Origin of the sequence: Acuticoccus mangrovi (assembly GCF_016411865.1) — a bacterium.
Lineage (GTDB): Bacteria > Pseudomonadota > Alphaproteobacteria > Rhizobiales > Amorphaceae > Acuticoccus > Acuticoccus mangrovi.
Genome location: NZ_JAEKJA010000021.1, coordinates 134,203 through 153,312, shown reverse-complemented (window position 1 = coordinate 153,312; position 19,110 = coordinate 134,203). Strand labels below are relative to the sequence as shown.

Below are 19,110 nucleotides of genomic sequence, written 5' to 3'. Positions count from 1 at the left end.
CGACTCTCTCCTCGGAACAACATCAGTGAAACTCCTTCGGTCGCCGCCGGGGCGGGGTGGGACGAATGGCGGGGGTTCGGCTGCGCGCCGCGCCGTGCGCGGACGAGGCGCGCTCGCCGATCAGCCCATCCAGGCCGAGACGGGCACGTTCGTCTCCTGGAGGGGCTGGGCCACGATGTCGATCAGCGCCGGGCCGTCGTGCGCGAGGGCGTCCTTCACGGCCGGCTCCACCGCGGCGGGGTCCTCAACGCGCCAGGACTTGATGCCGTAGCTCTCGGCCACGCGAGCATGGTCGGTGCGCGAGAAGTCGACCGAGAAGTAGCGCGACCCGTAGCCCGAATTCTGGCTCGCCTTGATCCAGCCGAACGAGGCGTTGGAGATCACCACCATCTTCAGCGGCACGTTCATGCGGGTGAGGGTTTCCATCTCGCCGACGGCGAAGCCGAAGCTGCCGTCGCCCATCACCGACACCACCGTCGCATCCTGCCGGCCGTACCAGGCGCCGATACCCGCCGACAGCGAGAAGCCGAGCGCGCCGTGGGCGCGGTTGGTGATGAAGTGGCGACCGGCGATCGGCAGGCGGTAGTAGCCGGAGAAATAGGGGCACGGCGTCCCCGGATCGGCGACGATGATGCCGTCCTGCGGCATGTGGGTCTGCAGCGCCGCCAGCAGCCGCTCCGGGCGGATCGGGCGCTCGTCGGACACCGCGAGACGGTTGAACATCTCCCACTTCTTGAGGCGCATCGCCTCGAGCTTGCCCGCGAGGACGCCGTCTGCCTTGACGTCGCTCGTCCTCAGCGCCTCGAGCAGCGCGGCGAGGGCGAGCTTGGCGTCGGCCACGATGCCCGCATCGCAGCGGTAGTTGGCGCCGACCACCATCGGGTCGGCGTCGATGTGGACGATCGACGTGCCGGGGCCGGGAACCTTGCCGTGCTCGGTCGTGGTCGAGCCGGCGCGGCAGCCGACGAAGATCACGCAGTCGGCGTCCTGGAGAAGCTCGCGCGTGGCGTCGGTGCCGCCGTTGGCGCCTACCACCCCCACCGCGAGCGGATGCATGTCGGAAATCGCGCCATGGCCGGAGATGGTGGAGGCGACCGGGGCCTGAAGCAGCGCCGCGAGCTCCTCCAGCTCCTCCATGGCGTGGCTGAGGATGACGCCGCCGCCCACCACGAAGACGGGCCGCTTCGCGGCGAGGATGACCTCGAGCGCCTCCTCGACGGTCTCCGGATCCGGCCCGGCGCGGAAGGCGGGGAAGCGGCCGTGCCGGGCCAGCGCCCACACCTTCGAGGGATCGAGCGTCTGCTTCTGGAGATCGTAGGGCAGCGCGATGTGCGCCGCGCCCGGCCGGCCGGTGGTGGCGGCCCGGAACGACTTGCGGAACACGTCCGGGATCTGGTCGACGTGGTCGATCGTCGTCGCCGCCTTGGTCAGCGGGCGGAACATCGCCGTCTGGTCGAGCTCGGTGAGAGGATAGCGCCCGCGCGCGGTGACCGGAACGTCGGAGGTGATGCAGACCATGGCGGTGGAGCTTTCGTTGGCCTCCACGACGCCGGGCAGGATGTAGGTCGCCCCTCCCCCCGACGGTCCCTCGCACACGCCGACCTTGCCGGTCACCCGCGCGTAGGCGTCGGCCATGTAGGCGGCCGACCGCTCGTCGCGCGCGAGCACGTGGGTGATCCCGTGGTTGAGCCGGGCAAGGGCGTCGTAGAAGGGAAGGCTGGTGTCGCCGCACAGTCCGAAAACGTACTCGACACCATGAGAGGCCAGCGACATCACTGCCGCTTCGGCGCCCGTCACGCGGTCATTGTGCAAAAGACCACGCATCATTTGAGAGCCATCCTCTGTCATCTAAGTTTCTGCGCTCCATTCTGCATACAATAATGAATACCTTGGATCGACCCGACCAAGCAAGGCGTTGCGCCAGCAAAAACCGATGTCCGATCCGCATTCTCGTGGGCCTGGCACCCACTGCCGCGCGCGCGAGCGGCCTCGCCGGCCCGCCGCATGGGACCCTGCCGCGAACGGCATCGACCACCGACGCGGCCGGGGTCGTCTCGTCCGTCCCGGGTTGCGTCCGGCGGCACGCTCGGCCGCGGACGTCGTCGCCGCCCCTCGAAGAGGCGCCGGCGCGAGCCGCTAGATCCGGTTGCCGCTCGTGAACCGCTCCAGGAAGCGGACGAGGCGTTCCGACTTCGGGTTGTAGATGACGTCTTGCGGCGTCCCGAGCTCGGCGAAGGTCCCGTCCACCATGAAGCCGACCCGGTCGGAGATGTCGGCGGCGAAGGCGATCTCGTGGGTCACGAGGATCATTGTCGTCCCCTCCGCCGCGAGGTCCTTCAGCACGGTGAGAACTTCGCCGACGAGCTCCGGGTCGAGCGCGGAGGTCACCTCGTCGAAGAGGATCAGCTCCGGCCGCATCGCCAAGGCGCGGGCGATCGCCACACGCTGCTTCTGGCCGCCGGAGAGCTGCTGGGGATACTGGTCCGCCTTGTCCTGCAGGCCGACCTTCACCAACAGCTCCATGCCGGTTTCGCGCGCCTGCTTCGGGCTCTCACCGAGAACCTGGATCGGCCCCTCGACGATGTTCTCCATCGCCGTCTTGTGCGGGAACAGATTGAAGTGCTGGAACACCATGCCGACGTTGCGCCGCAAGCGCGCGAGCTGCGCGTCCCGCGGCGGCCGGCGCAGACGGGAGAAGTCGTAGGTCTCCGCGCCGATCCGCAGCTGTCCGCCCTGCGGGATCTCCAGCATATTGAGGCAGCGCAGGAAGGTGGACTTGCCCGACCCGCTGGAGCCGATGATGCTGATCACCTCCTGCCGCTGCACGCTGAGGCTCGCGCCGCAGAGCACCTCGTGCGTGCCGAAGGCCTTGCGGATGTCGACGGCCTCCAGAACCACGTCGTCTGCCGAGCCCATCATCAGCGGATCTCCATCCGACGCTCGACGTAGCCCGACACGAGGGTCAGCGGGAACAGCATCATAAAGTAGAGCGCCGCGACCAGCGTGTAGACCTCCAGCGGCCGGTAGATCGTCGAGGTGATGATCGACCCTTGATAGAGGAGATCACCCACCGCCACCGTCGAGACGAGGGATGTGTTCTTCAATTGCATGACCGTCTGGTTGATGAAGGCGGGGATCATGACCTTGACGGCCTGCGGCAGGATGATCCGCCGGAAGATCTTGCCGCGGCGCATGCCGATGGCGTGGCCGGCCTCCCACTGCCCCTTGTCGATGGCCTTGATGCCGCCGCGGAAGATCTCCGAATAGAACGAGCCGCCATAAAGCGTCAGCGACAGGAAGGCGGCGGTGGCCGCGCTCATGCTGACGCCGAGGAGAACGGGCAGCGCGTAGTACATCCACACGAGCTGCACCAGCAGCGGAGTGCAGCGGAAGACCTCGACATAGGCCCGAAACGGGAGCGCGACCGGGGTCGAGGCGTTCGTGCGCACGAGCCCCACGATCAAGCCGATGGCGACGCCGGAGATGACCGTTCCGATCGTATAAAGAAAAGTGACGCCCAGCCCTTTCCAGAGCAGGTGCATGTAGGGCGCCATCGCCCCGAAATCCCAATCGTACCCCATCCCCTACCTCTGTTCGGTCACGCCCCGGCGCGTGGCCGGCGCGGATCAGACGATCCGGTCCCGGATTTCCTCGCCCGCATAGAGCCGCCGCACGTTCTCGAAGACGTCGGCCATCTTCATGTGCATGGCGTCCAGCGTGCCCGGCGCGACGTGGGGGGTCATCACCACGTTCTCGAGGGTGGCGAACGGGTCGGGCTGCTTCGGCGGCTCGCTGGCGCGCACGTCGAGCCCTGCGCCGGCGAGGTGCCCGCTCTGCAGCGCCGCGAGCAGCGCCGGCTCGTTCACCACGCCCCCGCGGGCACAGTTGACGAGGATCGCCCCGGGCTTCATGCGCGCGATGGTCTCCGCGTTCATGATGTCCGCCGTCAGCTCGGTCAGGGGGACGTGCAGGGTGAGCACGTCGGAGCGCTCGACGAGCTCGTCGAAGCTCACCGCCTCCGCCCCGCATTGGGCCTCCACCTCCGGCGGGATCGCCGCGATGTCGTTGTAGATGACCTTCACCCCGAAGGCCTGCAGCCGGGACGCGACGGCGCGCCCGATCCGGCCGAGCCCGAGGATACCGACCACCTTGCCGTAGAGCTGGCGGCACTTCGGGCGCATGTCGTGCGCATGCCACACGCCGGCGCGGATTTCCGAATCCATGAAGGCGAGGCGCTTGTAGGTGGCGAGGATCATCATGATCGTGTGCTCGCTGACGCCCTCGGCCGTGCCGCCGGGGGCGATGGCGAACGGGATGCCGTGCGCCTTGAGCGTCTCGATGTCGGCCGCGTCGTGGTACCCGACGCCCTGGAAGTTCACCAGCTTGAGATGCGGTGCCGCCTCGATGTAGCGGCGATCGAGATGCTTGCCGGCGAGGACGATCACCTCGGCCTCGGCGAGCCGGGCGAGCCGCTCCTCGTCCGAGTCCGAGGACAACGTCACGAGCTCGCAGCCCTCGGGGACGTGACTGCCGATCAGATCGTAGAGCGCCTGATCGGCGAGCGCGAAGTAGAGAATCTTATGCAACAACGTGTTTCCGGTTCGAGAAGGCCACGTCTCGGTAGGCCGCGGCCAACCGCCTGATACCTTCTTCAATCTGTTCGGGACTGGCCTGGCTGTAGGAGAGCCGCAGATGGCTGCGGTCGGGTTCGGAAGCGAAGCAGATACTTCCCGGATAGGTTACCACACCGTGGCGCAGGCCCGCCCCATAGACGTCGTCGGCATCGACCCCGTCGAAGCTCACCCACAGGAAGAAACCACCCTTCGGCACGGTCACGTGCGCCTCCGGCAGCTCCTTGGCGAGCGCTGCCAGCATCGCATCGCGGTGCCGACCGAGCTCGGGGATCACCAGCGACAGATGCTCCTCGACCCCGCCGTGGCGCAGCACCTCCACCGCGACGCGCTGCAGGAACGGCGAGGTGCCGCCCTCGGCCTTGAAGTTGGCGAGACGCGGCAGCAGAGCCGTCGGCGCCACCGTCCAGCCGAGGCGCATGCCGGGCGCGAGGAGCTTCGACAGCGTGTTGACGGGAAGCACGTGGGTGCCGTCGTCGAGGGACCGGATCGAGGGCAGCGCCTCCCCTTCGAAGCGGATGTGCCGGTAGGTCTGATCCTCGATGATGACGATGTTGTAGGTGCGCGCCAGCTCCAGCATCTGGTGCCGGCGTTCCAGGCTGAGGACGAGCCCGGCGGGATTGTGGTGGTCCGGGATGTCGTAGATGAGCTTGGGCATCCGCATCCCGTCACGATGCAGCGCCGCGAGCTTCTCGGCGAGCTCGGGAACGTTCATCCCGTCCGCGTCCTGGCCGATGTTCATGAAGCGCGCGCCGGCGCCGACGAAGATCGGAATGGCGGTGACGTAGGTCGGGGCCGAGACGACCATCAGGTCGCCCTCGTCGAGGAAGGTCCGGCAGATCAATTCGATCGCCTGCTTGGCTCCGCTCGTCACGAGGATGTTGTCGGCGGTGCAGTCGACGCCGTCCTTCCGCTCGAACGCCGCCAACGCTTCGCGCAGGTCCGGCAGCCCCATCAGCGGGCCGTACTGCATGACTTCGGTGCGATACTCGCCGGCCGCCGTCATGGCGGCCTGAACCACGTCCGGCATGGTCGGCCCGAAGGCCGACCCGCCGCTGAGCTTGATGGCATCCCTGACGGCCGGCGGATGCTCGTAGCCGGCCGTTTGATCGCTACGCAGGGAAAATCTGTAGCCTGTCATTCTGATTTTGCCTGAAGGCCTCGTCAGAACTGGACCGCGTCCGGCACGTCCTCGGGCTCGACGCCCGCGAGCTGGAAGGCCTCGACGACCCACTCGCGCGTCTGCCCGAGCGCCCGATTGTGCGCGGCCCACACGCTCATGATGTCGCGCAGACGCTTGTCGGTGTCGATCCGCATCGCCGCGCACGACGGCAGGGCGACGATCGGCGTCGGAACCGTGATGCTGCCGATGGAGGGGTTCGCCTTGATCTGCTTGATCGCGAGGATCGCGCCGTCGATCGCATAGTCGGAGTGGCCGGCGACGAGCGACAGAAGGGAGTCGTCGCGGCTCTTGTAGGCGGTGATCGAGGCTTGCGGCACGAGCCGGCGGGCGATGATCTCGTAGGTCGTGCCCTGCACCACGGAGAGGCGGGTGTCCGGCGTGTTGAGCTCGGCCCATTCGGTCGGCTCGGGCTGACCGCGACGGGTCACACAGACATAGGCGTTGTTGTAGAGCGGCGCGCTGAAGTCCACCGCCAGGGCACGGGTCGGGGTGGGCTGCAGACCGAAGGCGAGATCGATCTTGTTGGTGCGCAGATCCGTCACCGCGTTGGTCCAGGTGGTCTCGTGCGGGACGACCTCGACGCCGAGGATGCCGGCGAGGTTGTTCGCCATCGTCAGCGCCGCGCCGGACCACACGCCGGTGTTGATGTCGCGGTGGAAGTGCGGCTCCTGGTTCGGGATCACGCCGAGCCGCAGCTCGCCGCTTTCGCGAATCTGGTTCAGGTTGGAAGAGGTCGGCTCCGCGATTTCCTGCGCCTGGGCCCCCGACGTTGCCATCGTGAGCGTCGCCGCCGCCGTCAGGCCGGACAACATGAGAACCTCGCGTCTATCCATCGTATGCTCCTCGTTGCGGATTGCCGATCAAAATCGCCGAATTGTTGCCCCGGCGACGGGTGCACCGGTCTGCCGACCTCAGCACATGGCCGCAATGTATGCAGACTTGAGTGCCGTATGCAATACAGTCAGGCCACAATGCGGCGAGCCGAGACCTCGACCATCGGACGCAACGTCTTGCCGGCCACCGCGCACAGCCCCGCCAAGACGATCCGAAACGCAGACCCGAAGATCTCGAATTGAGCGCTCGCCAACAGAGCGCTCAAGCGCCTCTCGGGACGTTCCCCGCCCGCTCGACGGCATGAATTCCTAAAGGGTAAACATGTTCGTCTGCCTTTTTGCCGACTAAACTCTAGACCAAAGCACGAACACTATACCCAAGGCAGGGTTCAGAAGCCGAAACCATCCAATCGCGAAAGCTCTGACGCCGGGTCATGCCGTATCGCTGGCATTCCGGAGACGCGTCACAACCGTGGATGGCTCGCCATCCAACCTTTGGGGAGTTGGCGAGAACCTCAGATCGCCGGCCTGTTTTGTTTGCGCAGCCTTCTTCGGGAGCCATAGTCGAGATGCGCAGTGATCCGGACGTGGAACGCTGCGCTCCTGTCGGCGGCGAGACCACGTCGACGTCGCTACGAGATCCTGACCACGCCACACGCCGTTCTGGTCAGTACCCCATGGCCCGGGGGAGTGCCGTGACGAGGGTCGGACATACGATGCAGAGAGCCAAAAGCGCGTACATCGCCGCGATGAAGGGCCAGCTCTCGCGCACCAGCGTCCCCATGTCGACCTTGGTGATCCCGCAGACGACGAAGAGGATCACTCCGACCGGCGGCGTCAGCATCCCGATCACGAGGTTCAGGACGAACAGGAAGCCGAAGTGCAGCGGGTCGATGCCGTACGCCACCGCGATCGGGTGGAAGAGCGGCACGAGCATGATGTAGGCGGCGTTCGATTCCAGGAACATTCCCACCACCAGGAGCATCCCCGCGATCAGCCAGAGAAAGGCCGACGGGTCCCGCGTGATCCCCTCGACGAGGCCGGCGAGCTTGAGAGGGAGCATGTCGATGGTGAAGAGGAAGGTGACCGTGGAGGCGAAGGCGATCATCGCGCCGACCACCGCCGTGGTCTTCGCCGCGGTGACGATCACGTCCGGAAGATCGGCGAGCCGCAGCCGTCGGGTGACGCAGAAGCCGAGAAAGAGCGCGTAGCAGCAGCCGACAGCGGCGCCCTCGGTGGGTGTGAAGGCCCCGCCGACGATCCCGCCGATCACCATGATGGGCAGGAGGATGACGAGCCCGTTGCGCCGCAGTTGACGGAGGATGTTGGCGAGCGAGATCGGCGCGCCGGTCACCGGATAGCCGCGCCGCCACGAGATCAGCGAGCAGAGCGCCATCAAGACGACGAACAGGATCAGCCCCGGCACCACGCCGGCCATGAAGAGGCCGCCGACCGAGACGCTCGAGCCCGCCATGTAGGCGTAGACGATCATCGCGCCGGACGGCGGGATGATCGGGCCGAGATTGGCCGCGGCCGCGACGATGCCGGCCGAGAAGCCGAGCCCGTATTCGTTCTTCAGCGACGGCACCAGCGTGGAGGAAAGTGCCGAGGCGTCGGCAACGGCCGCGCCCGAGACCGAGGCGAGCCCCGCGCCAGAAACGATCGCGACCTGTGCGAGCCCGCCACGCATACGCCCGATGAAGGCGTTCGCGAGCTCCACCAGGCGGTCCATGATGCCGGCCTTCAGCATCACCTCCCCGGTCAGCATGAAGAGCGGGATCGACATCAGCGGGAACGAATCGACCGCATTCATCAGCCGCGTCGGCAGGATCGCGAGGTCGAAGTCCGCCATCAGAAGCCCCGCGAGCGCCGCGACGCCGAGCGCGAAGGCGAGCGGCATCCCGACGATCGCGAGGCCGAGGAAGACGGCGATCACGGCAAGGCTCATGACGGCTGCTCCAGGACGCCATCGCCTTCGGGCGGGACGAGCGCGGCGGTGTCTCTCGGCCACAGCGCCTCGGCGATGAGGTGAAGCGCGGTGTGAAGGGCGCTGACGATGACCGGCATGAAGAACACGCTCGAGGTGATGTCGAGCGAGCCGAGCCGCTCCGACCAGGTCGCGCCCGCGACGCGGATCGCCGTCGCGAAGACGACGAGGAGCATGGCGGCGGCGAGGAGCGCGAGGGCGCGGGCGAGCGCGTCGCGCAGCGCCGCCGGGAAGCGGCTCACCAGGATGTCGATCCCCACGTGGGCGCGGTCGCGCAGTCCGAGCGGGATCGCGAGGAAGACGGTGGCGACGAAGGCGAACCGCGACACCTCCTGCGCCCAGTCGATGGAGGAATTGAGGAGGTAGCGCATGCCGACCTGGGCCGAGACCACCGTCACCATCACGGCGACGCAGACGATGACGAGAAGGCGGGCACCGGTGTCGATGCCCGCCAAGACCCCCAAGGCGATCCGTCTGATGGACGCCACCGACCTGCCCCGCCGCTTACTGGCCGACCGTCGGGGTGCCGAGCAGGGCGGCGATCTCCGGCGAGAGCTTGGCCTTGGCCTCTTCGGCGACGGGCGCGGTCGTCTCGCGCAGGGCCGCGGCGAACTCCGGCGAGACCTCGGTGTAGGTCATCCCGTCGGCGATCAGCTTGTCGAGCGCGGCGGCGTCCTGCTCGGCGGCGAGCGCACGCTGGAAGGCGATCGCCTTCGCCATCGCCTCGCGGATCGCCGCCTGCGTCGCGGGATCCATCGCCTCGAGCTTCTTGCGATTGGCGACGATGGAGATGAAGTCGAAGAAGTGGCTGGTGTTCGACACGTACTTCTGCACTTCAGCGTAGCCGGCCACGTTGATGATGGCGAAGGGGTTCTCCTGGCCGTCGATCACGCCCTGCTCCAGCGCAGAGTAGAGCTCCTTGACGTCCATGGCGACCGGGTTGGCGCCGAGGGCGCGGAAGGTGGCGAGATGGGTCTCGTTGGGCTGCAGGCGGATCTTGAGGCCGTCGATGTCCTCGACCGAAGCCACCGGCCGCACGTTGTTGGTGAGCTGACGGAAGCCGAGCTCCATGTAGCCGAGCGACGTCATGCCCTCCTCGGCGAGCTTGGCATCGATGGCCTCGCCGACCGGGCCGTCGACGACGGCGAACGCGTCCGCACGATCGGCGAACTGGAAGGGCAGCGAGATGGCGGCGAGGTCGGGCACCGTGCGGCTGAGATAGGCCGAGCCCACCCAGATGATCTCGACCGCGCCGAGCTTGACGGCCTGAACGTTCTCGGCCGCGCCACCGAGCTGCTGTGCCGGGAAGACGTCGACAGTGACGCCGCCGCCGGTCGCCTCCTCGAGCTCCTTCTTGAAGACCTCCATGGCGAGGCTCGAGGAATGCTCGGTGGCGAAGTTGCCGGCGACGCGGATCGTCTCGGCTTCGGCAGCACACGTCAGCGCCGCGAGCGTGCCGGCGACGACGGGAAGTAGCATCTTGTTCATGGGCTCTACCTCGGCGGTTCCCTGTGAAGACGGTGGCGGTTCCGATCGCGGCCCGACGTCGGCCGCGGATGATGCGATGAGCAGAGGTTGCCGCGTCCGAGCATTGCCATCCATGACAAAATTGGTGACGCTTCATGCGCAAAATTAGAATGGTGCGCGATGGCTCTTCACCTCGTTCCCCGGGGCGTTCTCTATATCGAGGCGGTGGCCGCGGCCGGCTCCATTCAGGCGGCGTCGCGGGAGATCGGCATCTCCGCCTCGGCGATCGATCGCCAGATCGTCCTCCTCGAGGACAAGCTCGGCGTGCAGCTCTTCGAGCGGCAGAGCGGCGGGATGGCGCTCAGTCCGGCGGGCGAGAGCTTTCTGGTCCTCGCCCGCCGCTGGCGCGCGGACGAGCGGCGCATCTGGTCCGACATCAAACAGATGCAGGGCTCGGAGGTCGGCCACATCCGCCTCGCGGCGATGGACTCGATGGTCAACGGGGTCGTCCCGGCAATCCTGAACGCCGTGTTCGCCCGCTTCCCGAAGCTCCAGATCGACGTGGAGGTGATGCCGCCGGACGGCGTCCCGGGAGCGCTGACCGAGGGCGAGATCGATCTCGCCCTCGCCTTCAACGTGCGGCCGAACCGCGACCTCCACACGCTGTGGAGCGAGACGCTGCCGCTCGGCTGCGTGGTCGCGCCCGGGCATCCGCTCGCCGCCGAGCCGAGCACGACGCTGAAGGAGGCGACGCGCCACGCGATCGTGCTGCAGAGCCATGCCCTCGCGATCCGCCGCATCCTGGAGGCGCGGCACGGCTGGATGTTCTCCGAAGGCGGGCCGCCGATCGCCACCAACTCGCTGCAGCTCGTCAAGCATCTCGCGGCGGCGGGAAGCCACGTCGCAATCACCTCGGAGCTCGACGCCGCGCCCGAGATCCTCGACGGCCGCCTCGTGTTCGTGCCGGTGTCGGACCGCACGGCGTCGCCGCAGTCGATCGCCCTCGTTATCAGCACGCGCCGCAGCCTGCCCCGCGTCAGCCGCATCGCCGGCGAGATCGTCGAGAAGGTCCTCGCCGAGTTGCTGGGAAAGGTGCGGGCCCGCCGCGCGGCGCACGCATAGTCCGCGCTCGCCCGACGCCGCAGGCTATTCGAATTTCTCGAACGGCACGTCGCCAATTTTGTCATAGTTGACAACATGGGAGAGCCGTAGCGTCGCCGCTCCACGATGCGGAAAGGGCGCCGATGCCGACGGACGCGATCTCTCTCGGAGCCATCAACGGAGCGGACGACGCGGCGGCCGCGCGGATGATCCTGCCGTTCATCGAGCGCTCCCCGCTGCTCGCCGCCCGCGTGGCGCGACACCGCCCGTTCGCCGATCCGCACGCTCTCGCGGATGCGGTGCGGACGGAGATCGCCGCGCTCACACCCGACGAACTGATCGCCTTCCTCTCCGGCCACCCCGAGCTCGCCCCCGTGGCGCCCGAGCGCATGACGGCGCATTCGCAGCAGGAGCAGGCGCGGCTCGGCCTCGCCGTGCCGGACGCTGCCGCGTGCGCGCGCCTCGCCGAGCTCAACCGGCGCTACCGCGACAAGTTCGGCTTTCCCTTCATCGTCGCGCTGGTGCGCCATCCGGACCTCGAATCCGTCGTCGGCGCCTTCGTCCGCCGCCTGTCCTCGACCGCCGAGGAGGAGATGCGAGCGGCCCGCGACGAGATCGCCGCGGTCAGCGAGGCGCGGATCGTCTCGACGCTCGGAACCGGCGACGATGCGCCGGGCGAGCGTTCCGCATCCGCCCCGTGGTCGGCCCTCGGCTGACCATGCGCTGACCGGGCGCCGCTCCGGCCCCAATCCGCCGGCCCGAAGAGCCGAGTCGCTCCGCCGCCGCGCCGTCGGCACAAGGTGGATCCGTCCGGGCGTCCGAGCCGGCCGGCTCGCCGCGACCCTGCATCCGGGTGCGATGCGGGTGAGGCGCGCGGTTGACACCGGTGGTCGCCGGTGCATTGTCGGGGCGTCGGTTCTCCGAGAGGAGATCAAAAGGGAATCCGCCGCGAGGTCCGACCTCGCGAAACGGAACTGCCCCCGCAACTGTAGGCGGCGAGCGCAACCCCGAAACGCCACTGACCTCTCCGGAGGTTGGGAAGGTGGGGTGGGCGCATCGACCCGTCAGTCAGGAGACCTGCCGACGACGACGCGTCACACCGAGCGGGGTCGCTCCGGGGAGGATGGATGAAGCCGAACGGCAGATGCGGACGAGACGGTCCGTCGATGGCCGTGCACGCATCGTGCGCGGCCGCCGGAAATCCCGAGTGCCTCCCGCTCCGGGCTGCACCTTTCGGGAAAAGGCACCATTCATGGACCACCACTTTATCCGCCACGCGCTGGCGGCGACCGCGATCGTCGGCACCGCGATCGTCGGCACGGCGACGACGGCACAGGCGACCGACTATCCGCTGACCCTCACCAATTGCGGCGTCGAGCTCACGTTCGATGCGCCGCCCGAGCGCGTCGTGACCATCGGCCAGTCGGCGACCGAGTCGCTCTACACGCTCGGCGTCGGCGAGACGGTCGTCGGCACGTCGGTGTGGTTCAATCCCGTGCTGCCGCGGTTCGCCGCGCTCGACGCCGGCATCGAGCGGCTCGCCGACAACGACCCGAGCTTCGAGAGCGTCGTCGACAAGCGCCCCGACCTCGTCGCCATCCAGTACGAGTGGCATGTGGGCCCCGAGGGCATCGTCGCGACGCGCGAGCAGTTCCACGAGCTCGGCATCAACACCTACGTGATGCCCGCCGACTGCGACACCAAGGACAACACCACCGGCGGCGACGGCACCCGGACCGCCGCCTTCTCGACCACCTCCATCTACAAGGGCCTCACCGAGCTGTCCGAGATCTTCGACGTGGAGGACGCCGGCGAGGCGCTCGTCGCCGACCTCGAAGGGCGCGAGGCGGCCGCCATCGCCAAGGCGAAGGCGCTCGATCTCCCCGACGACACCTCCGCGGTCTTCTGGTTCTCGTCCGCCGAGATCGAGGTCGACCCCTACGTCGCGGGCCAGAAGGGCGCGCCGGGCTACATCATGGACAAGCTCGGCATCATAAACGTCATCCAGTCCGACGAGGAGTGGCCGACGGTGGGATGGGAGACGATCGCCCGCGCCGATCCGACGATCGTCGTCGTCGCGCAGATGGACCGCCGCCGCTTTCCCGCCGACGACATCGAGGTGAAGAAGGCATTCCTCGCGACCGATCCGGTGGTGAAGGAGATGACGGCCGTGCGGGAGGGCCGCATCGTGGTGATGGACGCACACGCCATGAGCGCCACCATGCGGACGATCTTCGGCCTCGAGACCGTCGCTGACGCGCTCGCCGCCCTCGACCTCGCGCAATGAGCGAGGCCGCCACGGAGGCGGCGCATGCGTAGGGGCTGGCGCTGGGGGTGGATCGCTCCCCCGGTGCTCCTGATCGCATTCGTCGCGGGCGCCTCGATCGGCGAGACGCCCATCCCGGCGCACACGGTGCTGACCGTCCTTGCCAACAAGCTGTTCGGCGCCGCCTTTGCGGTCGACCGCATCGACGCCGGGATCGTCTGGAACTATCGCCTCAGCCGGGCTGTCGTCGCGGCCTGCTGCGGGGCGGGGCTCGCCCTCGCCGGCGTCGTTCTCCAGGCGCTCCTCAGGAACGCGCTCGCCGACCCCTATCTCCTCGGCATCTCCGCGGGGGCGTCCACCGGCGCCGTCGCGGTGGCGGTCGCCGGGGTCGGCGGCGGCATGGTCTCGCTCTCCGCGGGCGCCTTCATCGGCGCGGCGGCGGCCTTCGTGCTCGTCGCCGCGCTCGCCCGGGCGGCGGGCGGCGGCGCCGGCGTGCAGGCGGCGGGGGTCATCGTCCTCGCCGGCATCGCCGGCTCGCAGCTCTTCAACGCACTGACGACGTTCGTGATCGCGAAATCCGCCAATGCCGAGCAGGCGCGAGGCATCATGTTCTGGCTGCTCGGCAACCTCTCGGGCGTCCGCTGGCCCGACGCGTGGCTCGCCGTGCCGGCCGCCCTCCTCGCCGTCGCGGTCTGCATCTATCACATCCGCACTCTCGACGCCTTCACCTTCGGCGCCGACAGCGCGGCCTCGCTGGGCATCGCGGTGCGGCGCTGCCAGGCCCTGCTGATCGGCGTCACCGCGCTGGTGACGGCCATCATGGTCTCGCTCGTCGGCTCGATCGGCTTCGTCGGCCTCGTCATCCCGCACGCGATGCGGTTCGTCGTCGGGGTTCGGCACGGGCTCCTGGTGCCGGCCTCCGCGCTCGCGGGCGCCGTCTTCCTGATCGCCTCCGACATCATCTCGCGCATCGTCATTCCGGGGCAGGTGCTGCCGATCGGCGTGATCACCGCGCTCGTCGGAGCGCCGGTCTTCGCGCTCATCCTCGTCAGAGGGCGGGCCGGCCGATGAAGCTCACGGCGGACGGCGTCTCCTGGCAGGCGGGAGCGACACTCATCGTGCAGAGCGTGTCGCTCGCCGTTGGGGCCGGCGAGACCTTCGGCCTCGTCGGTCCCAACGGCTCGGGCAAGTCGACGCTCCTCAAGATGCTCGCCGGGATCCGTGCCCCCTCCTCCGGCCGCATCCTCCTCGGCGACGAGCCGATCGGGGCGATCTCCCGTCGCCGCGTCGCGCAGACGATCGCCCTCGTGGAGCAGCTCGCCGACACCATCGACCGCATCACGGTGCGCGACGCCGTCGAGCTGGGGCGAACGCCGTGGCTCTCCGCCCTGTCGCCCTGGTCGGTGCGGGACGAGGAGGCCGTCGCGGACGCCCTCCGCGCGGTCGGGATGGAGAGGCTCGCGACGCGAAGCTGGCACACCCTCTCCGGCGGCGAGCGCCAGCGCGTCCACATTGCCCGGGCCCTCGCCCAGGAGCCCTCGATCCTCATCCTCGACGAGCCGACCAACCACCTCGACATCCATCATCAGCTGTCGATCCTCGCCCTCATCGCGCGCCTCCCGGTGACGACGATCGTGGCGCTGCACGACCTCAATCAGGCGATGGCGTGCGACCGGGTCGGCATCATGGACGGCGGCCGCCTCGTGGCCGTCGGGCCGCCGCGCGAGGTGCTGTCGACCGAGCGCATCGAGACGACCTTCGCCGTCCGCGCCACGATCTGCGTCGACCCGTCCGACGGCGCCCACCTTCTTCGATTTCACGGCACCCCATGAAGGATGCCGCGCATGCCGCCCATTCGCAGATACCCCACACGAGCCGTCAGGAGCTGAGGCCATGAGAGAGCGCATCCCCGTCACCGTCGTCACCGGGTTCCTCGGTGCCGGCAAGACCACCTTGATCCGCCGCCTGCTGGAGGAGGCGACGAACACCCGCTTCGGCCTGATCGTGAACGAGTTCGGCGACATGGGTTTCGACGGCGCGATGCTGTCCGACTGCCTCGACCCGAGCTGCGACGGTGGTGTCGTGGAGCTCACCAACGGCTGCCTCTGCTGCACGGTGGCGGACGATTTCGTGCCCGCGCTCGAAGCGCTTCTCGATCGCGAAGCGCCCCCCGAGCGGATCATCGTGGAAACCTCCGGGCTCGCCCTGCCGCAGCCGCTGATCGCGGCCTTCGCGTGGCCGACCGTGAAGCCGCGCGTGACGGTGGATGCGATCGTCACGGTGGTGGATGCGCCGGCGGTCCTCGCCGGTCGCTTCGCCGACGATCCCGACGCCGTCGAAGCCGAGCGCCGCGCCGACGACGCGCTCGACCACCACAGCCCCCTCGAAGAGCTCTTCGACGATCAGCTGCGGGCCGCCGACCTCGTCGTCCTGTCGAAGATCGACGGTCTCGACGAGAAGGCTCTCGCCGCCGTCCGCGCGCGGGTGGAGGAGGACACGCGCGGCGGCGTCGCGATCCTGATGCGCACGGGGGCGACGGTCTTCGGCGTGGCCGCCGCCGCGGAGGAGGATCCGGCGGCCCGCGACGGCCACCACTCCCACGACGACGACCACGAGCACGACGATTTCGAGAGCCGCGTGGTGCCCGCATCGTTCGCGAGCCGCGCGGCGGCGGTCGCCGCCTTGGAAGGGCTCGCGGCCCGGCCGGAGGTTCTGCGCATCAAGGGCAGCGTCGCGCTCTCCGACAGGGCGGCGCCGCTCTTCGTGCAGGCGGTCGGACCGCGCATCGAGACCTGGTTCGGCGCGCCGGGATCGACCGCGACCGGCCTCGTCGTGATCGGCCTCAAGGGCCTCAGCGAGGTGTCGCTTCAGGGCTCGGCCGTCGCCGCCCCGTCCTGACGCGCCGGCGACGGCCGCGTCCCGCGCATCAGTCCTTGCCACTCTCGGCGGCGGCGGTGCGCATCGAGCGCGCGCGGGTCAGCATCTCGCGGCGGACGAAGGCCACCACGAACGTGCCGGTCAGCATCAAGATGATCGTCGGCGCCGGTGCGCTGTCGATGAAGAAGCTGAGGTACGTCCCGGCGAGCATCGCCGCGATCGTGACGAGAACCGCGACGAGCATCATCCGTCCGAAGCTGCGCACTAGGAGAAAGGCGATGGCGCCGGGGGCGATCAACAGCCCGACGGCGAGGATGATGCCGACCGAGGAGAGCGTCGCCACGATAGTGAGGGAGAGCATGACGAGCAGGCCGTAGTGCAGCAGGCCCGTCGGCAGCCCGCTCGCCTGCGCCTGCGCGGGGTCGAAGGCGTGGAGCAGGAAGTCCTTCCACTTCGCGAGCAGCACCATCGACACGACGAGCGAGATCGACGACGCGGTGAGGAGGTCGGCACGGCCGACGCCGAGCATGTTGCCGAAGAGGACGTGGCCGAGGTGCTCGTTGGTGGTGATCGCCGTGTACATCACGATGCCGACGGCGAACATGCCGGAGAAGACGACGCCCATCACCGTGTCGCGCTTCACCCGGCTGTTGTGGGAGAGGTAGCCGGTCACGAGCGCGCAGGTCATCCCGGCCCCGAAGGCGCCGACGATCAGCGGGATTTTGAGAATCCAGGCGAGGACCACCCCGGGCAGCACCGCGTGGCTGACGGCGTCCCCCATCAGCGCCCAGCCCTTGAGGACGAGGAAGCACGACAAGAGCGCCGTCGGGACCGCGACGACCACGCTGATCGCGAAGGCGTTCTGCATGAACGGAAACTGGAAGGGCAGAAGGAGCGTGTCGACGCTCATGGCTGCGCCTCCGCCTCGCGGGCGCCGACGTCGGGCGCCTCCGCCTCGCCGCTCCCGCGCAGGGCCGCGGCCGCCTTGCGCCGCGCCGCCAGCAGCCCGTGCTTCGGCGCGAGGACGAAGACGATCAGAAAGATCGCCGTCTGCAGCGTGACGATGATGCCGCCGGTCGCGCCGTTCAGGAAATAGCTCGCATAGGCCCCGACGAAGCCGGTTGCGACGCCGATCAGCACCGACACGCCGATGAGCCGCGGGAAGCGGTCGCACAGAAGGTAGGCCGTCGCCCCGGGCGTCACGACCATCGCCACCACCAGGAAGGCGCCGACGGTCTGCATGGCGGCCACCGTCGCCGCGGAGAGGAGCACGAAGAAGATCGCCTTCAGGCGGCCGGGCCGGAGGCCGATCGAGCGGGCGTGGTTCTCGTCGAAGAAGGTTACCATCAGATCCTTCCACTTGAGGAGAAGGATCGTCAGCGAGACGATGCCGATGATGGCGAGCTGCAGCGTGTCTTCGGGCGTGATGGCGAGGATGTTGCCCATCACGATGCTCTGGATCGAGACCGTCATCGGGTTGATCGACACCAGAAAGAGGCCGAGCCCGAAGAAGGAGGTGAAGATGAGGCCGATGATGACGTCGATCTTGAGGCCCGAGCGCTCCGACAGGAACAGCATGGACCCCGCCGCGAGGCCGCCGGCGAGGAAGGCGCCGAGCGCGTAGGGAAGGCCGAGCATGTAGGCGCCGGCGACGCCGGGGACGACGGAGTGGGACAGCGCGTCGCCGATCAGCGACCAGCCCTTCAGCATGAGATAGGCCGACAGGAACGCGCACACCGCGCCCACCATCGCCGAGACCCACATGGCATTCGTCATGTAGCCGTAGGTGAATGGCTCGACGAGCGTCGCGATCACCGGGACGGCCCTCCGTCCGAGGCGCGCCTCGCCTCCTCGCCATAGTGGACGAAGGGACGCTCGTCGTCGGTGATGATCTCCACCTTGCGGGGGTCGTCGTCGGTGTGGAGCGTCTCGCTGCCGAGGGTGAAGTGGCGCAGGACGCCGCCGAAGGCACGCCGGAGATTCTCGCGCGTGAAGGTCGTCTCCGTCGGCCCGTAGGCGAGCACCGTTCCCTTGACGAAGATGGTCCGGTCGCAGAATTCCGGCACCGAGCCGAGATTGTGGGTGGAGACCAGCATCACGCGCCCCTCCTCCCGCAGCTCGCGCAGCAGCGCTACGATCTGATCCTCGGTCTTGACGTCGACGCCGGTGAACGGCTCGTCGAGGAGAATGAGCTTGCCGTCCTGGGCGAGGGCGCGGGCGAGGAAGACGCGCTTGCGCTGACCGCCCGAGAGTTCGCCGATCTGCCGTTGACGGAAATCGGCCATGTTGACCCGCTCCAGCGCCTCGGCGACCGCCTCGCGATCGCGCCGCTTGGGCCGGCGCAGAAAGCCCATGTGGCCGTAGCGGCCCATCATGACGACGTCTTCCACGAGCACCGGGAAGGCCCAGTCCACCTCCTCCGACTGGGGCACGTAGGCGACGAGATTCTCCTTGAGGGACTGGCGCACCGATCGGCCGAGGAGACTGATCTCGCCGGCGGCCACCGGGACGAAGCCCATGATCGCCTTGAACAGTGTCGACTTGCCGGCGCCGTTGACGCCGACGAGTGCGGTGATCGTCCCGGTCGGGATCTCGAAGGACGCGTCGTGCAGCGCGGTGTGACCGTTGCGGTAGGTCACCGTCAGATGGCGAACGACGATCCCGGGCTCGGCGCGGTGGAGATCGGATCGGTCGGCTGGCTGCGGGTCGAGCAAGACGCGCTCCTGTTTCTGTCGATCGGGAAGAGGCGTTCCACGGGTCGGCGG

The 19,110-nt window shown here is 68.4% G+C and carries 18 protein-coding genes and 1 riboswitch; of the genes, 6 read left to right on the top strand and 12 right to left on the bottom strand.

Annotated elements, in window-relative coordinates; genetic code table 11:
• Positions 1–120 precede the first annotated feature (120 nt).
• The 9 genes from JCR33_RS19885 to JCR33_RS19840 form a co-directional block, all read right to left on the bottom strand.
• The gene (locus JCR33_RS19885; protein ID WP_232372699.1) at positions 121–1,827 is read right to left on the bottom strand and encodes a thiamine pyrophosphate-binding protein; all 1,707 of its coding nucleotides are present in this window, start codon (positions 1,825–1,827) and stop codon (positions 121–123) included.
• A gap of 309 nt (positions 1,828–2,136) precedes the next feature.
• Positions 2,137–2,919 (bottom strand): amino acid ABC transporter ATP-binding protein, encoded by a 783-nt coding sequence (locus JCR33_RS19880; RefSeq protein ID WP_269751228.1) that lies wholly within the window; start codon positions 2,917–2,919, stop codon positions 2,137–2,139.
• The gene (locus tag JCR33_RS19875; protein ID WP_211110442.1) at positions 2,919–3,581 is read right to left on the bottom strand and encodes an amino acid ABC transporter permease; all 663 of its coding nucleotides are present in this window, start codon (positions 3,579–3,581) and stop codon (positions 2,919–2,921) included. Before JCR33_RS19875 ends, JCR33_RS19880 begins: the two co-directional genes overlap by 1 nt.
• Before the next feature lie 45 nt (positions 3,582–3,626).
• A complete protein-coding gene (locus tag JCR33_RS19870; protein WP_198883865.1) occupies positions 3,627–4,586 on the bottom strand; it encodes a 2-hydroxyacid dehydrogenase in 960 nt (319 codons plus the stop codon).
• Entirely contained in the window at positions 4,579–5,772 is a 1,194-nt protein-coding gene (locus JCR33_RS19865) for an aminotransferase-like domain-containing protein (protein ID WP_198883864.1), read from the bottom strand. Before JCR33_RS19865 ends, JCR33_RS19870 begins: the two co-directional genes overlap by 8 nt.
• Positions 5,773–5,795: 23 nt before the next feature.
• On the bottom strand, positions 5,796–6,647 hold the full coding sequence (locus JCR33_RS19860) for a transporter substrate-binding domain-containing protein (RefSeq protein WP_198883863.1): 852 nt from the start codon (positions 6,645–6,647) through the stop codon (positions 5,796–5,798).
• 667 nt (positions 6,648–7,314) lie between these two features.
• Positions 7,315–8,595: a TRAP transporter large permease gene (locus tag JCR33_RS19850; RefSeq protein ID WP_198883861.1), complete on the bottom strand. Its 1,281-nt coding sequence runs from the start codon at positions 8,593–8,595 to the stop codon at positions 7,315–7,317.
• Entirely contained in the window at positions 8,592–9,098 is a 507-nt protein-coding gene (locus JCR33_RS19845) for a TRAP transporter small permease (protein WP_211110441.1), read from the bottom strand. The genes JCR33_RS19850 and JCR33_RS19845 overlap by 4 nt, the downstream gene beginning before the upstream one ends.
• Positions 9,099–9,138: 40 nt before the next feature.
• Positions 9,139–10,122 carry a TRAP transporter substrate-binding protein gene (locus JCR33_RS19840; RefSeq protein ID WP_198883859.1) on the bottom strand — a complete coding sequence of 328 codons (984 nt, stop codon included), beginning with the start codon at positions 10,120–10,122 and terminating at the stop codon, positions 9,139–9,141.
• 159 nt (positions 10,123–10,281) lie between these two features.
• Here JCR33_RS19840 and JCR33_RS19835 point away from each other — a divergent pair, with 159 nt between their 5' ends.
• The 6 genes from JCR33_RS19835 to cobW all read left to right on the top strand — a co-directional run bounded on the left by JCR33_RS19835 (position 10,282) and on the right by cobW (position 16,366).
• Positions 10,282–11,223 carry a LysR family transcriptional regulator gene (locus tag JCR33_RS19835; RefSeq protein WP_198883858.1) on the top strand — a complete coding sequence of 314 codons (942 nt, stop codon included), beginning with the start codon at positions 10,282–10,284 and terminating at the stop codon, positions 11,221–11,223.
• A gap of 122 nt (positions 11,224–11,345) precedes the next feature.
• Positions 11,346–11,918 (top strand): 2-oxo-4-hydroxy-4-carboxy-5-ureidoimidazoline decarboxylase, encoded by a 573-nt coding sequence (locus JCR33_RS19830; RefSeq protein WP_198883857.1) that lies wholly within the window; start codon positions 11,346–11,348, stop codon positions 11,916–11,918.
• Positions 11,919–12,098: 180 nt separating this feature from the next.
• Positions 12,099–12,302, top strand: a riboswitch (cobalamin riboswitch).
• A 152-nt stretch (positions 12,303–12,454) separates the two neighbouring features.
• A complete protein-coding gene (locus JCR33_RS19825; protein WP_198883856.1) occupies positions 12,455–13,489 on the top strand; it encodes an ABC transporter substrate-binding protein in 1,035 nt (344 codons plus the stop codon).
• A 24-nt stretch (positions 13,490–13,513) separates the two neighbouring features.
• Positions 13,514–14,539 carry a FecCD family ABC transporter permease gene (locus JCR33_RS19820; protein ID WP_198883855.1) on the top strand — a complete coding sequence of 342 codons (1,026 nt, stop codon included), beginning with the start codon at positions 13,514–13,516 and terminating at the stop codon, positions 14,537–14,539.
• Positions 14,536–15,300 carry an ABC transporter ATP-binding protein gene (locus JCR33_RS19815; protein WP_198883854.1) on the top strand — a complete coding sequence of 255 codons (765 nt, stop codon included), beginning with the start codon at positions 14,536–14,538 and terminating at the stop codon, positions 15,298–15,300. The genes JCR33_RS19820 and JCR33_RS19815 overlap by 4 nt, the downstream gene beginning before the upstream one ends.
• Positions 15,301–15,361: 61 nt before the next feature.
• Positions 15,362–16,366 (top strand): cobalamin biosynthesis protein CobW, encoded by a 1,005-nt coding sequence (cobW, locus tag JCR33_RS19810; RefSeq protein ID WP_198883853.1) that lies wholly within the window; start codon positions 15,362–15,364, stop codon positions 16,364–16,366.
• 28 nt (positions 16,367–16,394) lie between these two features.
• Here cobW and JCR33_RS19805 read toward each other — a convergent pair whose 3' ends face one another.
• From JCR33_RS19805 to JCR33_RS19795, 3 genes are read right to left on the bottom strand one after another with little or no spacing between them, the layout of a single operon-like run.
• Positions 16,395–17,255 carry a metal ABC transporter permease gene (locus tag JCR33_RS19805; RefSeq protein ID WP_198883852.1) on the bottom strand — a complete coding sequence of 287 codons (861 nt, stop codon included), beginning with the start codon at positions 17,253–17,255 and terminating at the stop codon, positions 16,395–16,397.
• The gene (locus JCR33_RS19800) at positions 17,252–18,160 is read right to left on the bottom strand and encodes a metal ABC transporter permease (protein WP_332461236.1); all 909 of its coding nucleotides are present in this window, start codon (positions 18,158–18,160) and stop codon (positions 17,252–17,254) included. Before JCR33_RS19800 ends, JCR33_RS19805 begins: the two co-directional genes overlap by 4 nt.
• Complete coding sequence (locus JCR33_RS19795; RefSeq protein ID WP_211110440.1) at positions 18,157–19,059, bottom strand: manganese/iron ABC transporter ATP-binding protein; 903 nt, start codon at positions 19,057–19,059, stop codon at positions 18,157–18,159. Before JCR33_RS19795 ends, JCR33_RS19800 begins: the two co-directional genes overlap by 4 nt.
• Positions 19,060–19,110 lie beyond the last annotated feature (51 nt).